The sequence below is a fragment of the Primorskyibacter sedentarius genome, assembly GCF_004342065.1.
Taxonomy (GTDB): Bacteria; Pseudomonadota; Alphaproteobacteria; order Rhodobacterales; family Rhodobacteraceae; genus Primorskyibacter; species Primorskyibacter sedentarius.
In genome coordinates this window covers 63694-77979 of record NZ_SLZU01000008.1, presented here as the reverse complement: position 1 = coordinate 77979, position 14286 = coordinate 63694, and the positions used below count along the sequence as shown (strand labels likewise).

The window sequence follows — 14286 nt, the reverse complement described above, 5'->3', positions numbered from 1 at the left end:
GAAACTTTATCTTGGTCACGCGAGCGAGAAGTTTTCGCCCGTCTCGGCATCAAAAACATGCAGCTTTTCGACACGGGGCTTCAGGCCCACGCGGTCGCCACGTTGCAGGTTTCGGTCAAATTGATCTGACGGGACAACGCAGACGAAAACGGCGTCGCCAACCTTCGCGTGCAGGTTCACCTCGTGCCCCATGAATTCAAGGTTGGTGATCGTGCCGGTGAGCGCGTCGGGGCTGTCTGCGACCACGAGGTCAAGGTGCTGCGGGCGCACGCCAAGCGTGACTGGCCCCGGACCGTGCGACAGGCGCGGCGCAAGGCCCGGCCCCACCGTCAGCGTCTGGCCATCAAGGGTCAGGGTCTGCGCGCCGTATTCGCCGGACAGGACCGCGGGCACCAGGTTCATCTCTGGCATGCCGATAAAGCCGGCCACGAAGGCGTTTGCGGGTCGATCATAGAGCGTGGTCGGGTCCGCCACCTGCATGATATGCCCATCTTTCATGACGCAGATGCGGTCGCCCATTGTCATGGCTTCGACCTGATCATGCGTGACGTAGACCACCGTCGCCGGCCGGCCCTCGTTGCGCAAACGCTTGTGCAGATCGGTGATCCGCACCCGCATGGATGCGCGCAGCTTTGCATCCAGATTGGACAGGGGTTCGTCGAACAGGAACACCTCTGGCTGTTTGATCAACGCGCGGCCAACCGCGACACGCTGTGCCTGCCCGCCCGAGAGTTGCTTTGGCAACCGGTCCAGCAGCTCTTCGATTTCCAGCACGCCGGACACTTCGGCGGTCGAGCGTTCGATCTGTTCCTTGGGTTTGCGTTTCAGCCGCAGCCCGAAGGACAGGTTCTGGCGCACCTTCATATGCGGATAAAGCGCGTAGTTCTGGAACACCATCGCAATGCCGCGCTTGCCCGGCACCAGATCATTCACCACCTGATCGCCGATGCGCACCTCGCCGCCGGTGATGGTTTCCAGCCCCGCGATCATCCGCAGCGTGGTGGATTTGGCGCATCCCGACGGGCCCACCAGCACCATGAATTCGCCCTCGGCGACATGCAGGTCGATGCCGTGCACGGCCTTGAACCCGTTGCCATATGTTTTCTCGACCGCGTTGAGTTTGAGTTCAGCCATCAGCCCTTTACGCCTCCGGAAGAGATGCCTTCGATGAAGGATTTTTGGGCCATGAAGAACACGACCAGCGAGGGGGTCAGAGCAAGCACCGTCATGGCGAGAATGGAGTTCCAGTTGAACGCCTCGGTCGCATCGATCGACAGTTTCAGCGCCAGGCTGACGGGGTATTTCTCGACCGTGGAGATGTAGATCAGCGGCCCGAGGAAATCGTTCATCGTCCACATGAACTGGAACAGGCAGACCGAGATGATCGCCGGACGCAGGATCGGCACGACGATGAACAGCAGCGTCTGCGCGGTGTTGGCCCCGTCCACGCGGGCGGCCTCTTCCATCTCGCGCGGGATGGCGCGCAGAAACTGGATGATCATGAAGACAAAGAACGCATCCCCCGCCAGCCAGGCGGGTGCGAATAGTGGCAGATAGGTGTCCAGCCATCCAAGTTCGCGAAACAGCAGATATTGCGGAATGCGTGTCACCACGTCGGGCAGCAAAAGCGTTGCGATCAGGATGGTGAACAGGATTTTCTTCCCCGGGAATTCGAACCGCGCGAACCCGTAGGCCACAAGGGTACACGAAATCGCGGTGCCGATGACCTTGGGGATCACGATCTGCATCGAGTTGATGAAGAAGGTTGCAAACGTATAGGGTGTCGAGGTTTTCCAGCCCTCCACATATCCTTGCAGGGACGGCTCTTTCGGCCAGAACCACGGGCTGGAGAAGATCTCGGAGTTGGATTTGAACGATGCCCCGATCAGCCAGATCAGCGGGTAGATCATGATCAGGCCAACCACGATCAGCAATGTATAGCGGATTGTCGAGCTGACGCGCGTGCGCCTGCGCAGCTTGAGTTCCAGCGCAGAAGGCGGCTCGCTTCGGGGCGTCGGGGTCTGCGGAAAGTCCGAGATTGAAGCCATGGCCCTAGTTCCTCTTGTCGCCGGCGTAGTAGACCCATTTCTTCGAGGTCCAGAACGCAAGGAGGGTCAGGCACATGATGATGCAAAAGAGCACCCAGGCGATGGCAGAGGCGTAGCCCATGTCGAAATTCTTGAACGCCTCGTCGTAGATATAGAGCGGCAGCAGATAGGTGTTTTTCAGCGGGCCGCCTTCGGTGATGATGTAGGGGCCGTTGAATTCCTGAAAGGCCTGCACCGTCTGCATGATCAGGTTGAAAAAGATCACCGGCGTGATCAGGGGCAGGGTGATGTAGCGAAACAGTTGCCACGGCTTTGCACCGTCAATTGATCCCGCCTCGTAGAGCGATTTGTCCACCGATTGAAGCGCGGCCAGGAAGATGACCATCGCAGAGCCAAACTGCCAGCAGCGCAGCAGCGTGATTGTCAAAAGCGCGTTTTGCGGATCACCGAACCAGTTCACCGGTTCGCCGCCAAGCGCAGTGATGATCATGTTGATCAGCCCGGATTGTGCGAACATGTACCGCCACAGCACCGCGATGGCGATTGAGCCGCCAAGGATGGAGGGGACGTAATAGGCCGTGCGAAAGAGCCCGATTCCGCGCAGGCGGTAGTTCAGAACCACGGCGATGAACAAGGCAAAGGCCAGCTTGATCGGCACCGTCATGAAGACATAGGCCAGCGTCACCTTCAGGGACTTGTCAAACGTCCGGTCCCGCGTGAACAGCTTTTCGTAATTGGCCGTCCCCACCCATTCAGGAGAGCTGAGAAGGTTATAGTCGGTGAAGCTGAGATAGAAGGACGCGACAAAGGGGAATGCCGTGAACAGGATCAGCCCGATCGCATAGGGTGCGACGTACCAAAGGCCAAGAAACTTGCTGTCACCACCCATGATGGTGCCCTGCGCGGACGGCATTTGAAGACGGAGCCGCATCCGGCATCGCTGCGACCGTCACAAATGCGGCAGTGCTGCCCGAATATCGGCTGCTGAACTGACCTTTTGTCGTTTTGTCCAAATTGTTCATTACTTGGCGGAAGGCACGCTGAAACGTTCCCTCCGATCCCCCCTTGTGCAGCGGCAAGAGCCCAAAACGACGTTTCAGACCTTGCTTTGAAGATGTTAACGGCTCGACGGCAAATTGGGATGGTGCTAACCACATAAAATGATGGACGAAACCGAACATTCTTCTCTTTCGCATATTCCGATGCGCTCCATGTCTTTGCGACTCGCGCGTCCAACCATCAAGATGGATCATGGTCAGGCCTGGAGCATAGATAAAGTGAACCCGGTGAATGACCTGATCGTCTGCCTGTCGGGGCAGGGCGTTTACCGTGTCGGGGATGACGATGAGCGGGTGGTGCTGAACCCCGGTGATGCGATGCTGATACCGGCATATACGCGGTTTCGCGGCATGCGCGGCGAAGGAACAGACCGCTACACCGGGATAGCCCAGCATTTCGCGATGGAATTGTTCGGTCGCGGCGACCTGTTGAAACAGCTTTTGCTGAAACGATCCGTGCGCCTGCCGGACTGGGGCTTCAACGGGCCGATCGTTCGCAATTACCGCGAAACGGCCCCCACCGGCACGACGACGCTGCTACAGCATCACCAGTTCATGATTATCCTGCTCGCGTTCATCGAGACTGCGTTCATTGCGTGGCAACGACCCGAAGATGTGCCGGACACGCAGGACCAGCTTTCCGTTCAGATCATGCTTGTCGCATCGCGCCTGTCGGCGGATCCCGTGGGATCGGGTGTCGAGGAAGCACTGGCCAAGCTGCCCTATAATCGCGACTACTTCCGCCGTGCCTTCAAAGAGCGCATGGGCCTGACGCCCAACAAATTTCGCGAGCTCAAGCGGATGGAATTTGCCGCAAGCCGGCTGGGAATGGGGCTGACGGTCAAGGCCGTCGCCGCCGAGCTTGGCTACGCGGACCCGTATTATTTCAGTCGCATGTTCAAACGCTTCATCGGCTCAAGCCCGCTATCCTATCGCGAAAAGCCGGAGAGTGACGGCACCAACTGACTGGCTCGCTATTTGAACTGTATCGTGCGGACCGGGCGGGACGGTCAGGTTCGTCCCGTAAACCGGTACCTTTCGACGAGCGTGGCCAGTCGCGTCACGGCGGCGACAGCGGCTGCGTGATCCTGCGAGAAGTTCAGGCGGATACTGCGCGCCGCATGGGGGCTGAATTCAGTGCCCGGCGTGACGGTGACTCCGGCCTGTTCCCGCAGCGCCGTGACGAAATCGACAGGGGAGATCGTCAAGGGTGGGAGCTCCGGGAAGAGATAGCTGCCAGCACCGGGCAGGCGTACGGAACAGCCTTCGATGGACCGGAACAGCGCCACCAGATCGTCGCGAATTGCCTGATGTGCGGCAATGCGGCGCTCCATCCAGCCCTCCGATTCCGCGAACCACGTCTGCAGCACGGCTTGGGAATAGCCCGCCGCCCTAAGCGATACGATGGCTTGCAGCTTTTCCATCCGGTCGATGATTTCAGCCCCGCCAAAGGCCACGCCCAGCCGGTACCCGGACAGCGATTCCGTCTTTGACGGTCCCATGATGGTGACGACGTTCCCGGGGGCGATGTCCTGCGCGCGCAAATGGGTGTAAGGCACGCCGGAATAGCGCAGACGCGAATAGAGCTGATCGACGATCACCGTGGCGTCGTAGCGGGCGGCCAGTGCCGCGATCTGCGCGATTTCGGCGGCCGAGTAGACCACACCAGCCGGGTTGTTCGGGTTGGAGAACAGGAACATCCTGGCACCGGCGCGAAAGGCCTCCTCAAGCTGGTCGAGGTCCAGCCCGGCGCTGTCAGTGGCACCAGCATAGTGCATTTGCACGGGCACGATCTCGCCCTCAAAGAACTCCACCAGCTTGCGATTGGCGAAGTAATCCGGCTGGACGATGGCCACCTTGTCCCCGACGGTGACTGTCGCCGCAACAGCCAGGAACAACGCGCCTTGCGTGCCGGGTGTGATGATCAGCCCGTCCTGCGCATCGACAGGCGCGCCGGCAAACCGGGTCAGACGTTCGGCGAGCGCCTCGCGGATCGGGGCAGAGCCGCGATATTCCGTATAGGCCTGCGCGCCGCCGGTCTCGACAGCGGCAGCGAAAGCCTCGAACGCACCCGGGGTCGGCGGATGCGCATCGACATCGCCATGAGAAAAGTCCACCGGGGTTCCGGGCAGGGGCTCCATCCGCTCGCGGTCTGGCGCAGCAGCTTCCAGTCGGACCTCTTGCCCGGGCGCAAATCGTGTGCCGAGCTTTGCGAATTTTGTCCTGATGTCCATGAATTGCGTCCCCTGATCGTCGGCTTAGCCTTACCGTGTTCGGAGCAGGAAGCAAAACCGGCGGAGCGTTCCATCGCGGAAATAGACGGTCGGCACATCTGCCGACCGACTGACGGTGGATCAGCGGTTTTTGCAGCCATTAACCAAGTAGGTCGAACACTTCCGTCCCGACCTGCATCGAGATCTCTGTCAGGTCAGCGCCGTCCTGCAATGTCCACAGAATCTGGCGGGTGGGTAGGTAGCGGATGAAAGCCTCGTCAATGCTTGCCGCGCCCGGCCCGGAGGATGTGCTGTACTGGACGACGAAATCGCCGGCCACCGCAGTGCCACCGAAGACGAGCCTGTCCCCTTCGCCAGAGTTGAAATCGCGGATCCAGTCCCGGCCATGGCTCTTGACGCCCGCGTGATAGAACGCGTCGGCCCCGGCGCCACCTTCGACGCTGTCGAACCCGCCACCTGCGTTCAGGAAATCATCGCCGCCGCCGCCAAAGAGGTCGTCCGACCCTGCGCCGCCGGCCAGGATGTCGCGCGCGCCGCCAGCGACCAGCCTGTCATTGCCGTCTTCGCCGTAAAGCATATCCTGGCCCGAGCCGCCTTGCAGCGTGTCGTCCCCGTCGCCGGCCTTCAACAGGTCATTTGCCGTGTTACCGGCCAACAGGTCCGCGCCCTCGCCGCCGAACAGCGTATCGTTCCCGGCGCCGCCACCTACAGTGTCATCGCCTGCGCCGCCCTGAAGCCAATCCGCGCCGCGCTCGCCACTGAGCAGGTCATTTCCTGCAGCTCCGAAGGTGCTGTCGTTACCCGAACCGCCCTCGACCGTGTCATCACCTGTGCCACCAACGAGCCGGTCGTTTCCGTCGCCGCCGCGGATGCTGTCATCTCCAGCGCCGCCATCAATGCTGTCCTGACCGAAGAGGCCAAACACGCTGTCATTGCCCGCCCCGGCGAAAAAGCGTTCATCAGCGTAGCCGCCGATCAGCACATCATCGCCCGCACCGGTCGTGGCGCCGGTGATGCCGGGCAGGTATTGGTATTCAGTGAGTTGCAAATCACCCAAACCGTCGATGTTAAGACGGGGGGCGCCAAAGCCGCGCAGATCGATCCAGGCATCCTGCGTCAGATCCTGCAGGACAATCCGGCTGCTTCCGTAGTCGCCAAACGCAATGCGGCCCAAAGTGGTCTGGGTGACGGTGAACGCGCCCACGGGGTCATAGTCAGCCGAGACGTCGAGGAACATCGGGTAAGATCCGAGCCGGGCGGTCAGAAGGCTGACTTCGGCATCCGAGGTCGACACCTCGGCGGAGTCGTACTCGTCGCCGTTCTCGATCGTTTTCATGGTCATGGATGGCCCGGCACCGGCGCGGCTGAGCGTGAGGACGGCGATCTCTCCGCGTTTCAGCGACATCGCGGACCAGTCACTGTCGGCCGTGTAGTCGAGGGAGTCGACGAATGGCGTGTCATCGGACAGGGTTTGCTGCGTAGCCTGGCTGTTGGCCGTATCCAGCATGACCTCTATCTGGTAGCCGCCCTCGCCCGTGATGTATTCGTCATAGACCGCAATCCAATGCCGCCCGGTCGTGCCTGCGACCGTGTAGATCAGGTATTCGTCATTGGGCGGATCGGCGTAGGGGTCCAGATAGGCGGCTTGCGAATACTCATCGGAATAGAGCGCGACGTATTCCGGATCCGGCGCGTCCACGCCGGTAATGCGGATCGCGTAGGTCTTGCCATATTCAAGGTCGATCCCGATCCAATCCTCATCGCCTTGATAGTCGTAAGTGCCCTCATAGACCTCGCCCGGGATCACAACGGCCGTGGAGTTGGTTCCCGCGGGCACGTCGGTGGCCATCTGGATCTCGTATGCGCCGGTTTCGAGATAGGAGCTTACAGCGAGGTAGTAGGTCCCAGAGCTGTCCGGATTGTAGATGATCGCGTCATAATAGCTGTCGATCGAGTCCGCAGTTGTCACGCCGTTGGGGCGCATCAGGTAGAACGAGGCGTCAATGCCGGACACCGGAAGATCCGGGTTGAGTGAGAAGATATACTCTGTCCCGGCCACCAGATCGACGGCAATCCAATCCGTGTCTTCGGGATAGTCAACATTGCCCTGAAACGTTTCCCCGACCGCGATGGTTGCGGGGGTGGTCGTGTCGCCGGGCAGATCGTCCACGCCCATGCTGACTGCGAAACCACCGGTCGCGAAAGAGGATGTCACCTCTACGAAGTGTCTGCCCGTGACTGTAGGGCTATAGGTCAGCACATTGTAATACTGGTCGTAAGTGGCGGCGGTGCCGGCGCCATTCGGCGTCTTGACGGAGAGCTCGCTGTCGATGGGCGCGACCGGCAAAGTGTCATCGAGCGAGAAGAAGTAGGTGCGGCCCGCCTCAAGGTCGACAGCGATCCAGTCCTTGTCATCAGTATACTGGAGCACGCCTGTGACCGTGGTGTCAGGTGTCAGAGTTGCTGGCGTCGTCGCGTTGCCGGGCATATCATCCACGGCCATTTCGATTGCGTAATCGCCGGTCGTGAAAGCAGAGATGTCCAGAAAATACCTGTCCGAGCTGGTCGGAGAGAAGACCATCACGTTTTCAAACTCGTCATAAATGGCCGATGTCACGGAGCCGTCGGACTCGCTGAGATAGAAATAGGCGTCAAACCCAGCGACAGGCAGCGTTTCATCAAGTGAGAAGAAATATTCTGTGCCTGCCACCAGATCGACGGCGATCCAGTCGATATCGTATGTGTCCCCGATATTTCCGTCGAACCTGTCGCCCACTGTCAGGCTGTAAATGGTCTGGGAATTGTCGGCAGCGTCGCTCGTCTCAATTTGCACTCTTCAAATCCTTCAACGCTACTGGTTAATGCTGTCACGTTCCTTCTGTCACAGTTTTCGTGGCCTCTCAACAGTTGGTCCGGCGCCAATCGCCCCTTTTGCTTCAGTGCCAACCGACGCGCGGCGCGCATGGAATGACGTCATCGGGCCGCGCGCGGATCATGTCGGTGTGTTCGGCTCGAATGTGCCGGTATGCAGGATCGTCGAACCGGTTGACCATCTCGTCCGGGTCTTCTTGCAGGTCATAAAGCTCGCCCGTGCCGGTGCGCATGTCGATGGATGCGCGATAGCGGGCGCTTCTGACGGTCATCAGGTCCATGTCCACGGCAGAGCGCAGGCTGTCCACCTCGTATTCAGAGAGCGCGTAATCGCGGGTTTCCTGACCGGTCCAAAGTCCGCGCCACGACCGGCCATGACCCTCGGGCATTGCCAGACCGGCAAGATCTGTTGCCGTGGCAAACACGTCGACCGTGCCGACCGGATCGTCGATCACCCCGCTCGCTGGCACGTCAGGCCCCTGGATCAGGCAGGGAACCCGCAGCAGCCCGTCATAAAGCATCGGCCCCTTGAGCAGCAGCCCGTGATCGCCCAGCCATTCGCCGTGGTCGCTGATGAAAATGACATAGGTGTTGTCGAGCTCGCCAGCCTGCTCAAGCGCGTCAAGAATGCGGCCGACCTCGTGGTCGACCGAGGAGATCATCCCGAAATAGATCCGCGTGATGTCGCGCAGCGCCGTTTCGGTCAGCTCTCCCTTCTGGCCCCAATCGATACCGCCCGCATTGTGCTCGGCGCCTTGCTTGGTCGGCTTTGCGCGGTCTTCGACAAAGGCGCGGTGCCACCAAGGCCTGTTGTCGAGATCCAGGTTGGGGTGTCGGGCGATGGTCACCTCTTCGGGGGCGTACATGTCGCACCAAGGCTGTGGCGACAGGAACGGCGGATGCGGATCGGGGAACGACACCCAGGCCATCAGCGGCTTGTCGCCCTTGGCCTGGATCATCTCGACCGCGCGGTCGCCGATCCAGGGCGAGGAGTGCCACTCGGCGTCGAGCCCGCTGCGCCAGGCCTGAAAATGCGCGGTGTCGGGCGCCAGTCGTTCCTTTGCCCTGTCCCAGCGTTCCCGGCCGTGGCCGTCCTGATCAAGCCAGTATTCATAATGCAGCGCTTCCGGTGGCGCGTACCATTGCGTGTGATGATGCGGGCGGAGCATCATCTGGACGTTGTCAAAGCCCATATAGGCACCGCGCCAGTCCGGCGCAAAATCCTTGGCGCTCTTGTAGCATTCCGGGCGCCCCGTGGGTTCGAAGGTCTGCTGGCTCGACAGATGCGCCTTGCCGATGAAATGAGTGTCATAGCCGGCGCGGCTGAAGGTTCCAGCAATCCCGGCCTCGGCCAGTTTTTCGTCCAGATCGCGGCCATTGTCGCGCACGCCATGGCTGTAAGGCAGCTTGCCGGTCAGGATGGACGCGCGGGCGGCCTGACACATCGGATGCGGGGTGATGCATTTCGAAAACCGCACACCATTGGCGCCGATACGGTCGATATTGGGCGTGCGGACGCCGCGCCCCTCCGGCCCTATGCAATCGCCGCGCTGCTGGTCGGTCGAGATCAGGATGATGTTGGGTTTCTTGGTCATAGCGCAAAGCCCTTTTGTCGCGTCACCGAGGGTGCTGGAGGTCCATGCCGACTATGCAGAATTCTCAGAAGTGTACAATTAGTAATAAATAATGTATGAAGTTATCAGTGAGAGGGGCATCCCGAAAAGAACTCGTACCCTTTCTGCAGTCACCCTGACCGCAGTTCGTATGGCCATGACGGCCGGAGCCCAAACCGTGATCGACATTGTCGTTCGGAAGTGGAATGAGTCCGTCTGCTCAAGCTGATCGAAAAACACGAAGCGCCTACTCCCGATATCGATGTGGAACAGTCCGCGCGGCTGGACAATTCCAACAACTGGCAGATCTTCTGGCATGTGATCCGGCCCATGGCTCTTGCCGAATCCATGTTCACTCCCGGGCATAAATAATGTATGATATGCAAATTATAATACGCGAAGGGGGTGAGGGGTCTTGACGCTCCGGAAAACTCAGGTGAACGGTTCTCTATGAGCAATTTCGGTCCCATCGCCCTCGCGGCAGACAAGGATGCTGAGGTGTCCTCGACCTCGATCTACGATGCGATCCGGCACGACATCCTGTCAGGTGCGCTGGAAGCTAATGCGCGGCTGAAAATCTCTGCCCTCGCCACGCATCACAACACGTCGACAAACCCAGTGCGCGAGGCGTTGCAGCAGTTGCGCGGCGAGGGATTGGTGCTGTTCACGCCCAATCAGGGTGCTAGGGTCCGGCCGATCGACATGGATTTTGTCCGCGACGTGGCCGAGGTGGGATATCAACTTGAGCCCTACCTTCTGAAACTTTTTGTCGAGACCGCCAGTGCCGAGGACATTGCGGAGTTGGAACGCATTCAGGCCGAGATCGAGGCACTGAACTTTGCCGACAAGGCACGCCATACGGATTTGAACCACGCCTTTCACGAGACGATGTACGAACGACATTACAACCGTGTTGCCTTCGGGGTCTGGAAACAGCACCGCGAGATCCTTGGTTCGATCAGCACCCGCATCCCGATTGCTATCGGGCGACAGGAAGCGATCATTCGCGAGCACCGCGCCCTGATCGATGCCATCAAGGCGCAGGACGTGGATCGCGCGGTCAAGGTTCTGGACCAGCACATCGGGGATGCCGGGCGTCATGTCGTCGACCAACTGCGCATCGAACAGACCCGTGCATCCCGAAAGCCGCGTGCTTGACGCGATTACGGCCAGAGGATGCCGAGCCGCGAGCCGTAGTGCGACCCCGCACATCATCACACTTAGTTTGTCGTTAATAGAACCGGTCACCGACGTGGCCGTAGTCTCGTCTCAGAGAGGCGCGCCCCTCGGGGCCAAGCAGACCGTCATCGCGGAGGGCTCGGCACGGCCTGCGGGCGGTAGACGTATCACCGCTACTCCCCGACCGAGACCGCCAGTTTTGCGACCTTTCGGTGCCCCGGTTTTCATGGCTGGAAACCCGCCAGTCGCCGGTCGAGGCGCTTTTTGTCCCACGACAAGACACTGTTTCTGGTTCAGATCGAACTCAATGGATCGGGCTACCGGGTGCCCGATGCGCTCGGGCTAGGCGCCGAACTTGATGAACAGGCAATCAGGGCGAGCATCCATGGACTTGTGGAATGCCCGCATCCGGCCAAGCCTGACAGCTCTGTCTAAAACCGGTGACACTGAACAACCCAGAGTGGGGTGATCATGGGGCATGTGAAATTTGAATTCGCGGGCCATCCCCGGCGGCGGCAACCAGGACAATATCGGGCGTGGGAACCTTGTGCGCTGGTGCGTGGACTGGACCGAGATCAAGCCCATTATCGCCGAAAGCTTGGAGGTGCCGGACGACGCCACGACCTTAACCTCCAAGCTGCGCGAGGGGATGCGCTGGCCCGACGGCCCGCCATTTACTGCAGACGACATGATGTTTTGGTAAGAGGTGTTCTGTGACGAACGGCTGACCCAGTCGAAACACCCAGTCTGCTTGGGGCCTGCAGACCCGACCACGGTGACGAAGATCGGCGGCATCACCGTCGAGTTCAAATTCGCCTCGCTCATCGGGCTGGTCATCCCGAATCTGTCATATGGCTTTGGCCATTACCCGGTGAAATACCCCGGGCTTTACCTCAGCCAGTTCCATGCCGATCACATGCCGGACGGAATGCTGGCGCTGATCGATGTCAAGCCTGCGGTGAACGAATGGGTCTCGCTTATTTAGCCGGAGGCCGGGCATAAGCCTACGCCTGCGATCTGGCAGAACCCGGATCCTCCCACGCTGCATGCGTGAAAGTTGCAGACCGCCTTCGGCGCTTCTGACCAGGTGGTGGCGGAGCGGAGCCGGTATTATGGCGGCCGATGATTTCGGCGCACAGTTTCTGGACCTGCGCGGGCGGGCGTCGGATGCCTATACCTCTCCCGAATGGTACTTGCATTTCGGCTCGGCCGTGTATGGGCTCGGGAATGGGCCAGGTGGGGGATGACGCCAGTACCGGGATCGAACCGCCAGCCGAGATCAGGGGGCTGTTCGACCAGTATGATCTGGTCAAGACGGCACGCGCGGCGTCTTACATCGCACCAAGGGATTCAAGCTGACGCTCGACCCGGTCGCACGCCGCCGCACCTTTTTCGACGACCCGGATAAGATCATCCCGCTAGATTTTTTTTTCGTGAAGGGATCTAATTACAATCTGCTCGGCCTCATTCTGCTGGACCAGCATTTCTTCGGGACAAAGAATCCGCGCGACCGGGCATATCTGCGGGGCGCGCACCGGCTGGGCCGGGGGCATGTTTATCCGGATCGTCAAAGTAACGCGCTTTTTCATGCCCATCGGCCTTGTCGGGATTGCTGTGTCGCTGGCGGTCGGTGCGGCACCGGGGGTGTCTCGGGCTACTGCGACAACTGGGTCGATAATCTGATTCTGCGCCTGATCGAGTTCCTGTGGTCGATCTCGACGATCCCGCTGTGAATGGGGCTGGCAGCACCATTCCCGCTGGGCTGGCCCTCGCTGCGCACCGGTTTCTTCACAGACTGTGGCGTGGTGAAGGCGGCGGAAGGCGTTAACTTGGATATATTTGCCAACCGAACGCTTTGCGTTCTGGGGGGATCGGGCTGCGGCAAACCGATCATGGCGCGGTCGTTTCCGCGCATGGTGGATGCAACGGGCGGGATCACCGGCGGGTCGGTCACGCGGCCTGTTTCCTGCATTCCAAGAAGAACGCCCATTGGCTGACGTGATCCTCAAAGTCCGCAATCTTGATAGCATTTCTCGGCCGCATGGCGGCGGTTGATAGGGTCCAGCCTATGGGCCAGCTATCTTGCCTGACCAATCTTGACAACTTTGGCAAGCCGGGCGGCGGCATCGGCCAGATGATGTTTCATCCCGGCATAAGCTTTCTCGGCATCCTTGGCCTCTATCGCCTCGGCAATCGCCCGGTGCAGCGGCACCGACATCCGGTTCATGCGCTCATCGGGATTGGTCAGTCGGATCGACAGCATGAGTCCGGCAAAAATCGCGTTTTCAAGTGAGTCGAGATAGGGGTTATTGGCCGCCTTCAAGATCGCGATGTGAAACCGTGCGTCGGCGAGTACGTATTGGCTGTTTTCACCAAGATGGGCGTTCATCTGATCAACGGCGTCGAGGATTCTGGCCATTTGCTGTTCACTGCGTCGGGTCGCGGCGAAAGATGCCGCGTCTGGTTCAATCGATTGACGGAGCTCCATCAAGCTGATCAACCGTTCATCCTGGATCGTCAGCGATTGGTGCCACATCAGGACGTCCCGGTCGAGCATTTGCCATTGATTGACGTTCTGCACGCGCGTGCCGATCCTTTGCCGAACTTCCAAAAGTCCCTTCGCAACCAGCATCTTGACGGCTTCGCGCACGGCTGTCCGACTGACCCCGAACTCCTCGCAGAGTGCGTTTTCATCCGGCAGAAGCTGGCCGGGAAGGAGCTGCCCGTCGAGGATGCGTTCGCCCAGATTGCGGGAAATCTGGCCCGAGAGCGAACGGGAGAGGGTGTTCGAGGTGGAGTTCAGGACATCGTGTTCGGCGGCAGGCAAAGGCAATCTCCTAACATCGGAAAAAACATAATACCTTTGGTGTGGAATGCAATGTCGCGAACGGTCGGCACTGTGTCCCTCACCTTTTCATGCCCCTCACATTTTCGCACTCAAACCCGAACACTTGATCAGCGTCGGCTGGGGCGCTGCCCCGGACCTGCCGCCAATGCCTGTCGTAAATCCGGCGACCGATGAGAAGCTATACAGCGTGTCCAGTTGCAACCCCGGTACAGGCGGACCAGCGCAAATGCCCGTCGCCGGGGCGCTTCAGGCCCACATAGGCGCTGATATGGACGAGGGGCTTTCCGTCTGGGTCGCTGGTTTCCATTTTTCGCCATCTGGGTGGCCCTAGTCCGCACCTCCACGCTGTAGAGCGCTGCGCCGAAGAGCTTACAGTTTTAGCGGTCTCGGCAGAGTGGTTTAAACGTATTATGTTTCTGACCAATATGGTTAAAC

General features: G+C 59.9%; 14 protein-coding genes. 5 read left to right on the top strand and 9 right to left on the bottom strand.

Annotated elements, in window-relative coordinates; genetic code table 11:
- Positions 1 to 15 precede the first annotated feature (15 nt).
- Genes EDD52_RS12335 through EDD52_RS12320 form a run of 4 tightly spaced genes read right to left on the bottom strand, consistent with a single transcriptional unit; the run spans position 16 to position 3229 of the window.
- A complete protein-coding gene (locus tag EDD52_RS12335) occupies positions 16 to 1134 on the bottom strand; it encodes an ABC transporter ATP-binding protein (protein ID WP_132245370.1) in 1119 nt (372 codons plus the stop codon).
- Positions 1134 to 2048 carry a carbohydrate ABC transporter permease gene (locus tag EDD52_RS12330; protein ID WP_132245368.1) on the bottom strand — a complete coding sequence of 305 codons (915 nt, stop codon included), beginning with the start codon at positions 2046 to 2048 and terminating at the stop codon, positions 1134 to 1136. Before EDD52_RS12330 ends, EDD52_RS12335 begins: the two co-directional genes overlap by 1 nt.
- A 4-nt stretch (positions 2049 to 2052) precedes the next feature.
- Positions 2053 to 2937, bottom strand: coding sequence for a carbohydrate ABC transporter permease (locus tag EDD52_RS12325; protein WP_132245366.1), 885 nt, complete (start codon positions 2935 to 2937; stop codon positions 2053 to 2055).
- Positions 2927 to 3229: a hypothetical protein gene (locus tag EDD52_RS12320; protein ID WP_132245364.1), complete on the bottom strand. Its 303-nt coding sequence runs from the start codon at positions 3227 to 3229 to the stop codon at positions 2927 to 2929. The genes EDD52_RS12325 and EDD52_RS12320 overlap by 11 nt, the downstream gene beginning before the upstream one ends.
- A gap of 30 nt (positions 3230 to 3259) precedes the next feature.
- On the opposite strand from EDD52_RS12320, the gene EDD52_RS12315 reads away from it, so the two are divergent.
- Positions 3260 to 4072 (top strand): AraC family transcriptional regulator, encoded by an 813-nt coding sequence (locus EDD52_RS12315; RefSeq protein WP_165907533.1) that lies wholly within the window; start codon positions 3260 to 3262, stop codon positions 4070 to 4072.
- A gap of 44 nt (positions 4073 to 4116) precedes the next feature.
- Here EDD52_RS12315 and EDD52_RS12310 read toward each other — a convergent pair whose 3' ends face one another.
- The 3 genes from EDD52_RS12310 to EDD52_RS12300 all read right to left on the bottom strand — a co-directional run bounded on the left by EDD52_RS12310 (position 4117) and on the right by EDD52_RS12300 (position 9806).
- A complete protein-coding gene (locus EDD52_RS12310) occupies positions 4117 to 5340 on the bottom strand; it encodes a pyridoxal phosphate-dependent aminotransferase (RefSeq protein WP_132245360.1) in 1224 nt (407 codons plus the stop codon).
- A 139-nt stretch (positions 5341 to 5479) separates the two neighbouring features.
- Positions 5480 to 8173 carry a calcium-binding protein gene (locus tag EDD52_RS12305; protein WP_132245358.1) on the bottom strand — a complete coding sequence of 898 codons (2694 nt, stop codon included), beginning with the start codon at positions 8171 to 8173 and terminating at the stop codon, positions 5480 to 5482.
- Between the two features lie 103 nt (positions 8174 to 8276).
- The gene (locus EDD52_RS12300; RefSeq protein ID WP_132245356.1) at positions 8277 to 9806 is read right to left on the bottom strand and encodes a sulfatase family protein; all 1530 of its coding nucleotides are present in this window, start codon (positions 9804 to 9806) and stop codon (positions 8277 to 8279) included.
- 468 nt (positions 9807 to 10274) lie between these two features.
- Here EDD52_RS12300 and EDD52_RS12295 point away from each other — a divergent pair, with 468 nt between their 5' ends.
- The 4 genes from EDD52_RS12295 (at position 10275) to EDD52_RS12285 (ending at position 11988) form a co-directional block, all read left to right on the top strand.
- A complete protein-coding gene (locus EDD52_RS12295) occupies positions 10275 to 10982 on the top strand; it encodes a GntR family transcriptional regulator (protein WP_132245354.1) in 708 nt (235 codons plus the stop codon).
- A 285-nt stretch (positions 10983 to 11267) separates the two neighbouring features.
- The gene (locus EDD52_RS23700) at positions 11268 to 11438 is read left to right on the top strand and encodes a hypothetical protein (RefSeq protein ID WP_165907532.1); all 171 of its coding nucleotides are present in this window, start codon (positions 11268 to 11270) and stop codon (positions 11436 to 11438) included.
- Between the two features lie 52 nt (positions 11439 to 11490).
- Positions 11491 to 11706: an ABC transporter substrate-binding protein gene (locus tag EDD52_RS12290; RefSeq protein WP_132245352.1), complete on the top strand. Its 216-nt coding sequence runs from the start codon at positions 11491 to 11493 to the stop codon at positions 11704 to 11706.
- Positions 11707 to 11778: 72 nt separating this feature from the next.
- Positions 11779 to 11988 (top strand): hypothetical protein, encoded by a 210-nt coding sequence (locus tag EDD52_RS12285; RefSeq protein ID WP_132245350.1) that lies wholly within the window; start codon positions 11779 to 11781, stop codon positions 11986 to 11988.
- Positions 11989 to 12657: 669 nt separating this feature from the next.
- On the opposite strand, the gene EDD52_RS12280 is transcribed toward EDD52_RS12285, so the two are convergent.
- Both EDD52_RS12280 and EDD52_RS12275 read right to left on the bottom strand, forming a co-directional pair.
- Positions 12658 to 12957, bottom strand: a complete 300-nt coding sequence (locus tag EDD52_RS12280; RefSeq protein ID WP_132245348.1) for a hypothetical protein — start codon at positions 12955 to 12957, stop codon at positions 12658 to 12660.
- Positions 12958 to 13080: 123 nt separating this feature from the next.
- A complete protein-coding gene (locus tag EDD52_RS12275) occupies positions 13081 to 13830 on the bottom strand; it encodes a FadR/GntR family transcriptional regulator (protein WP_132245346.1) in 750 nt (249 codons plus the stop codon).
- Between the last annotated feature and the right edge of the window lie 456 nt (positions 13831 to 14286).

Coding starts and splice junctions, on each gene's coding strand:
- EDD52_RS12325 (WP_132245366.1), bottom strand. CDS start 2,937: ATGGGTGGTGACAGCAAGTTTCTTGGCCTTTGGTACGTCGCACCCTAT.
- EDD52_RS12335 (WP_132245370.1), bottom strand. CDS start 1,134: ATGGCTGAACTCAAACTCAACGCGGTCGAGAAAACATATGGCAACGGG.
- EDD52_RS12315 (WP_165907533.1), top strand. CDS start 3,260: ATGTCTTTGCGACTCGCGCGTCCAACCATCAAGATGGATCATGGTCAG.
- EDD52_RS12300 (WP_132245356.1), bottom strand. CDS start 9,806: ATGACCAAGAAACCCAACATCATCCTGATCTCGACCGACCAGCAGCGC.
- EDD52_RS12330 (WP_132245368.1), bottom strand. CDS start 2,048: ATGGCTTCAATCTCGGACTTTCCGCAGACCCCGACGCCCCGAAGCGAG.
- EDD52_RS12310 (WP_132245360.1), bottom strand. CDS start 5,340: ATGGACATCAGGACAAAATTCGCAAAGCTCGGCACACGATTTGCGCCC.
- EDD52_RS12320 (WP_132245364.1), bottom strand. CDS start 3,229: ATGTTCGGTTTCGTCCATCATTTTATGTGGTTAGCACCATCCCAATTT.
- EDD52_RS12295 (WP_132245354.1), top strand. CDS start 10,275: ATGAGCAATTTCGGTCCCATCGCCCTCGCGGCAGACAAGGATGCTGAG.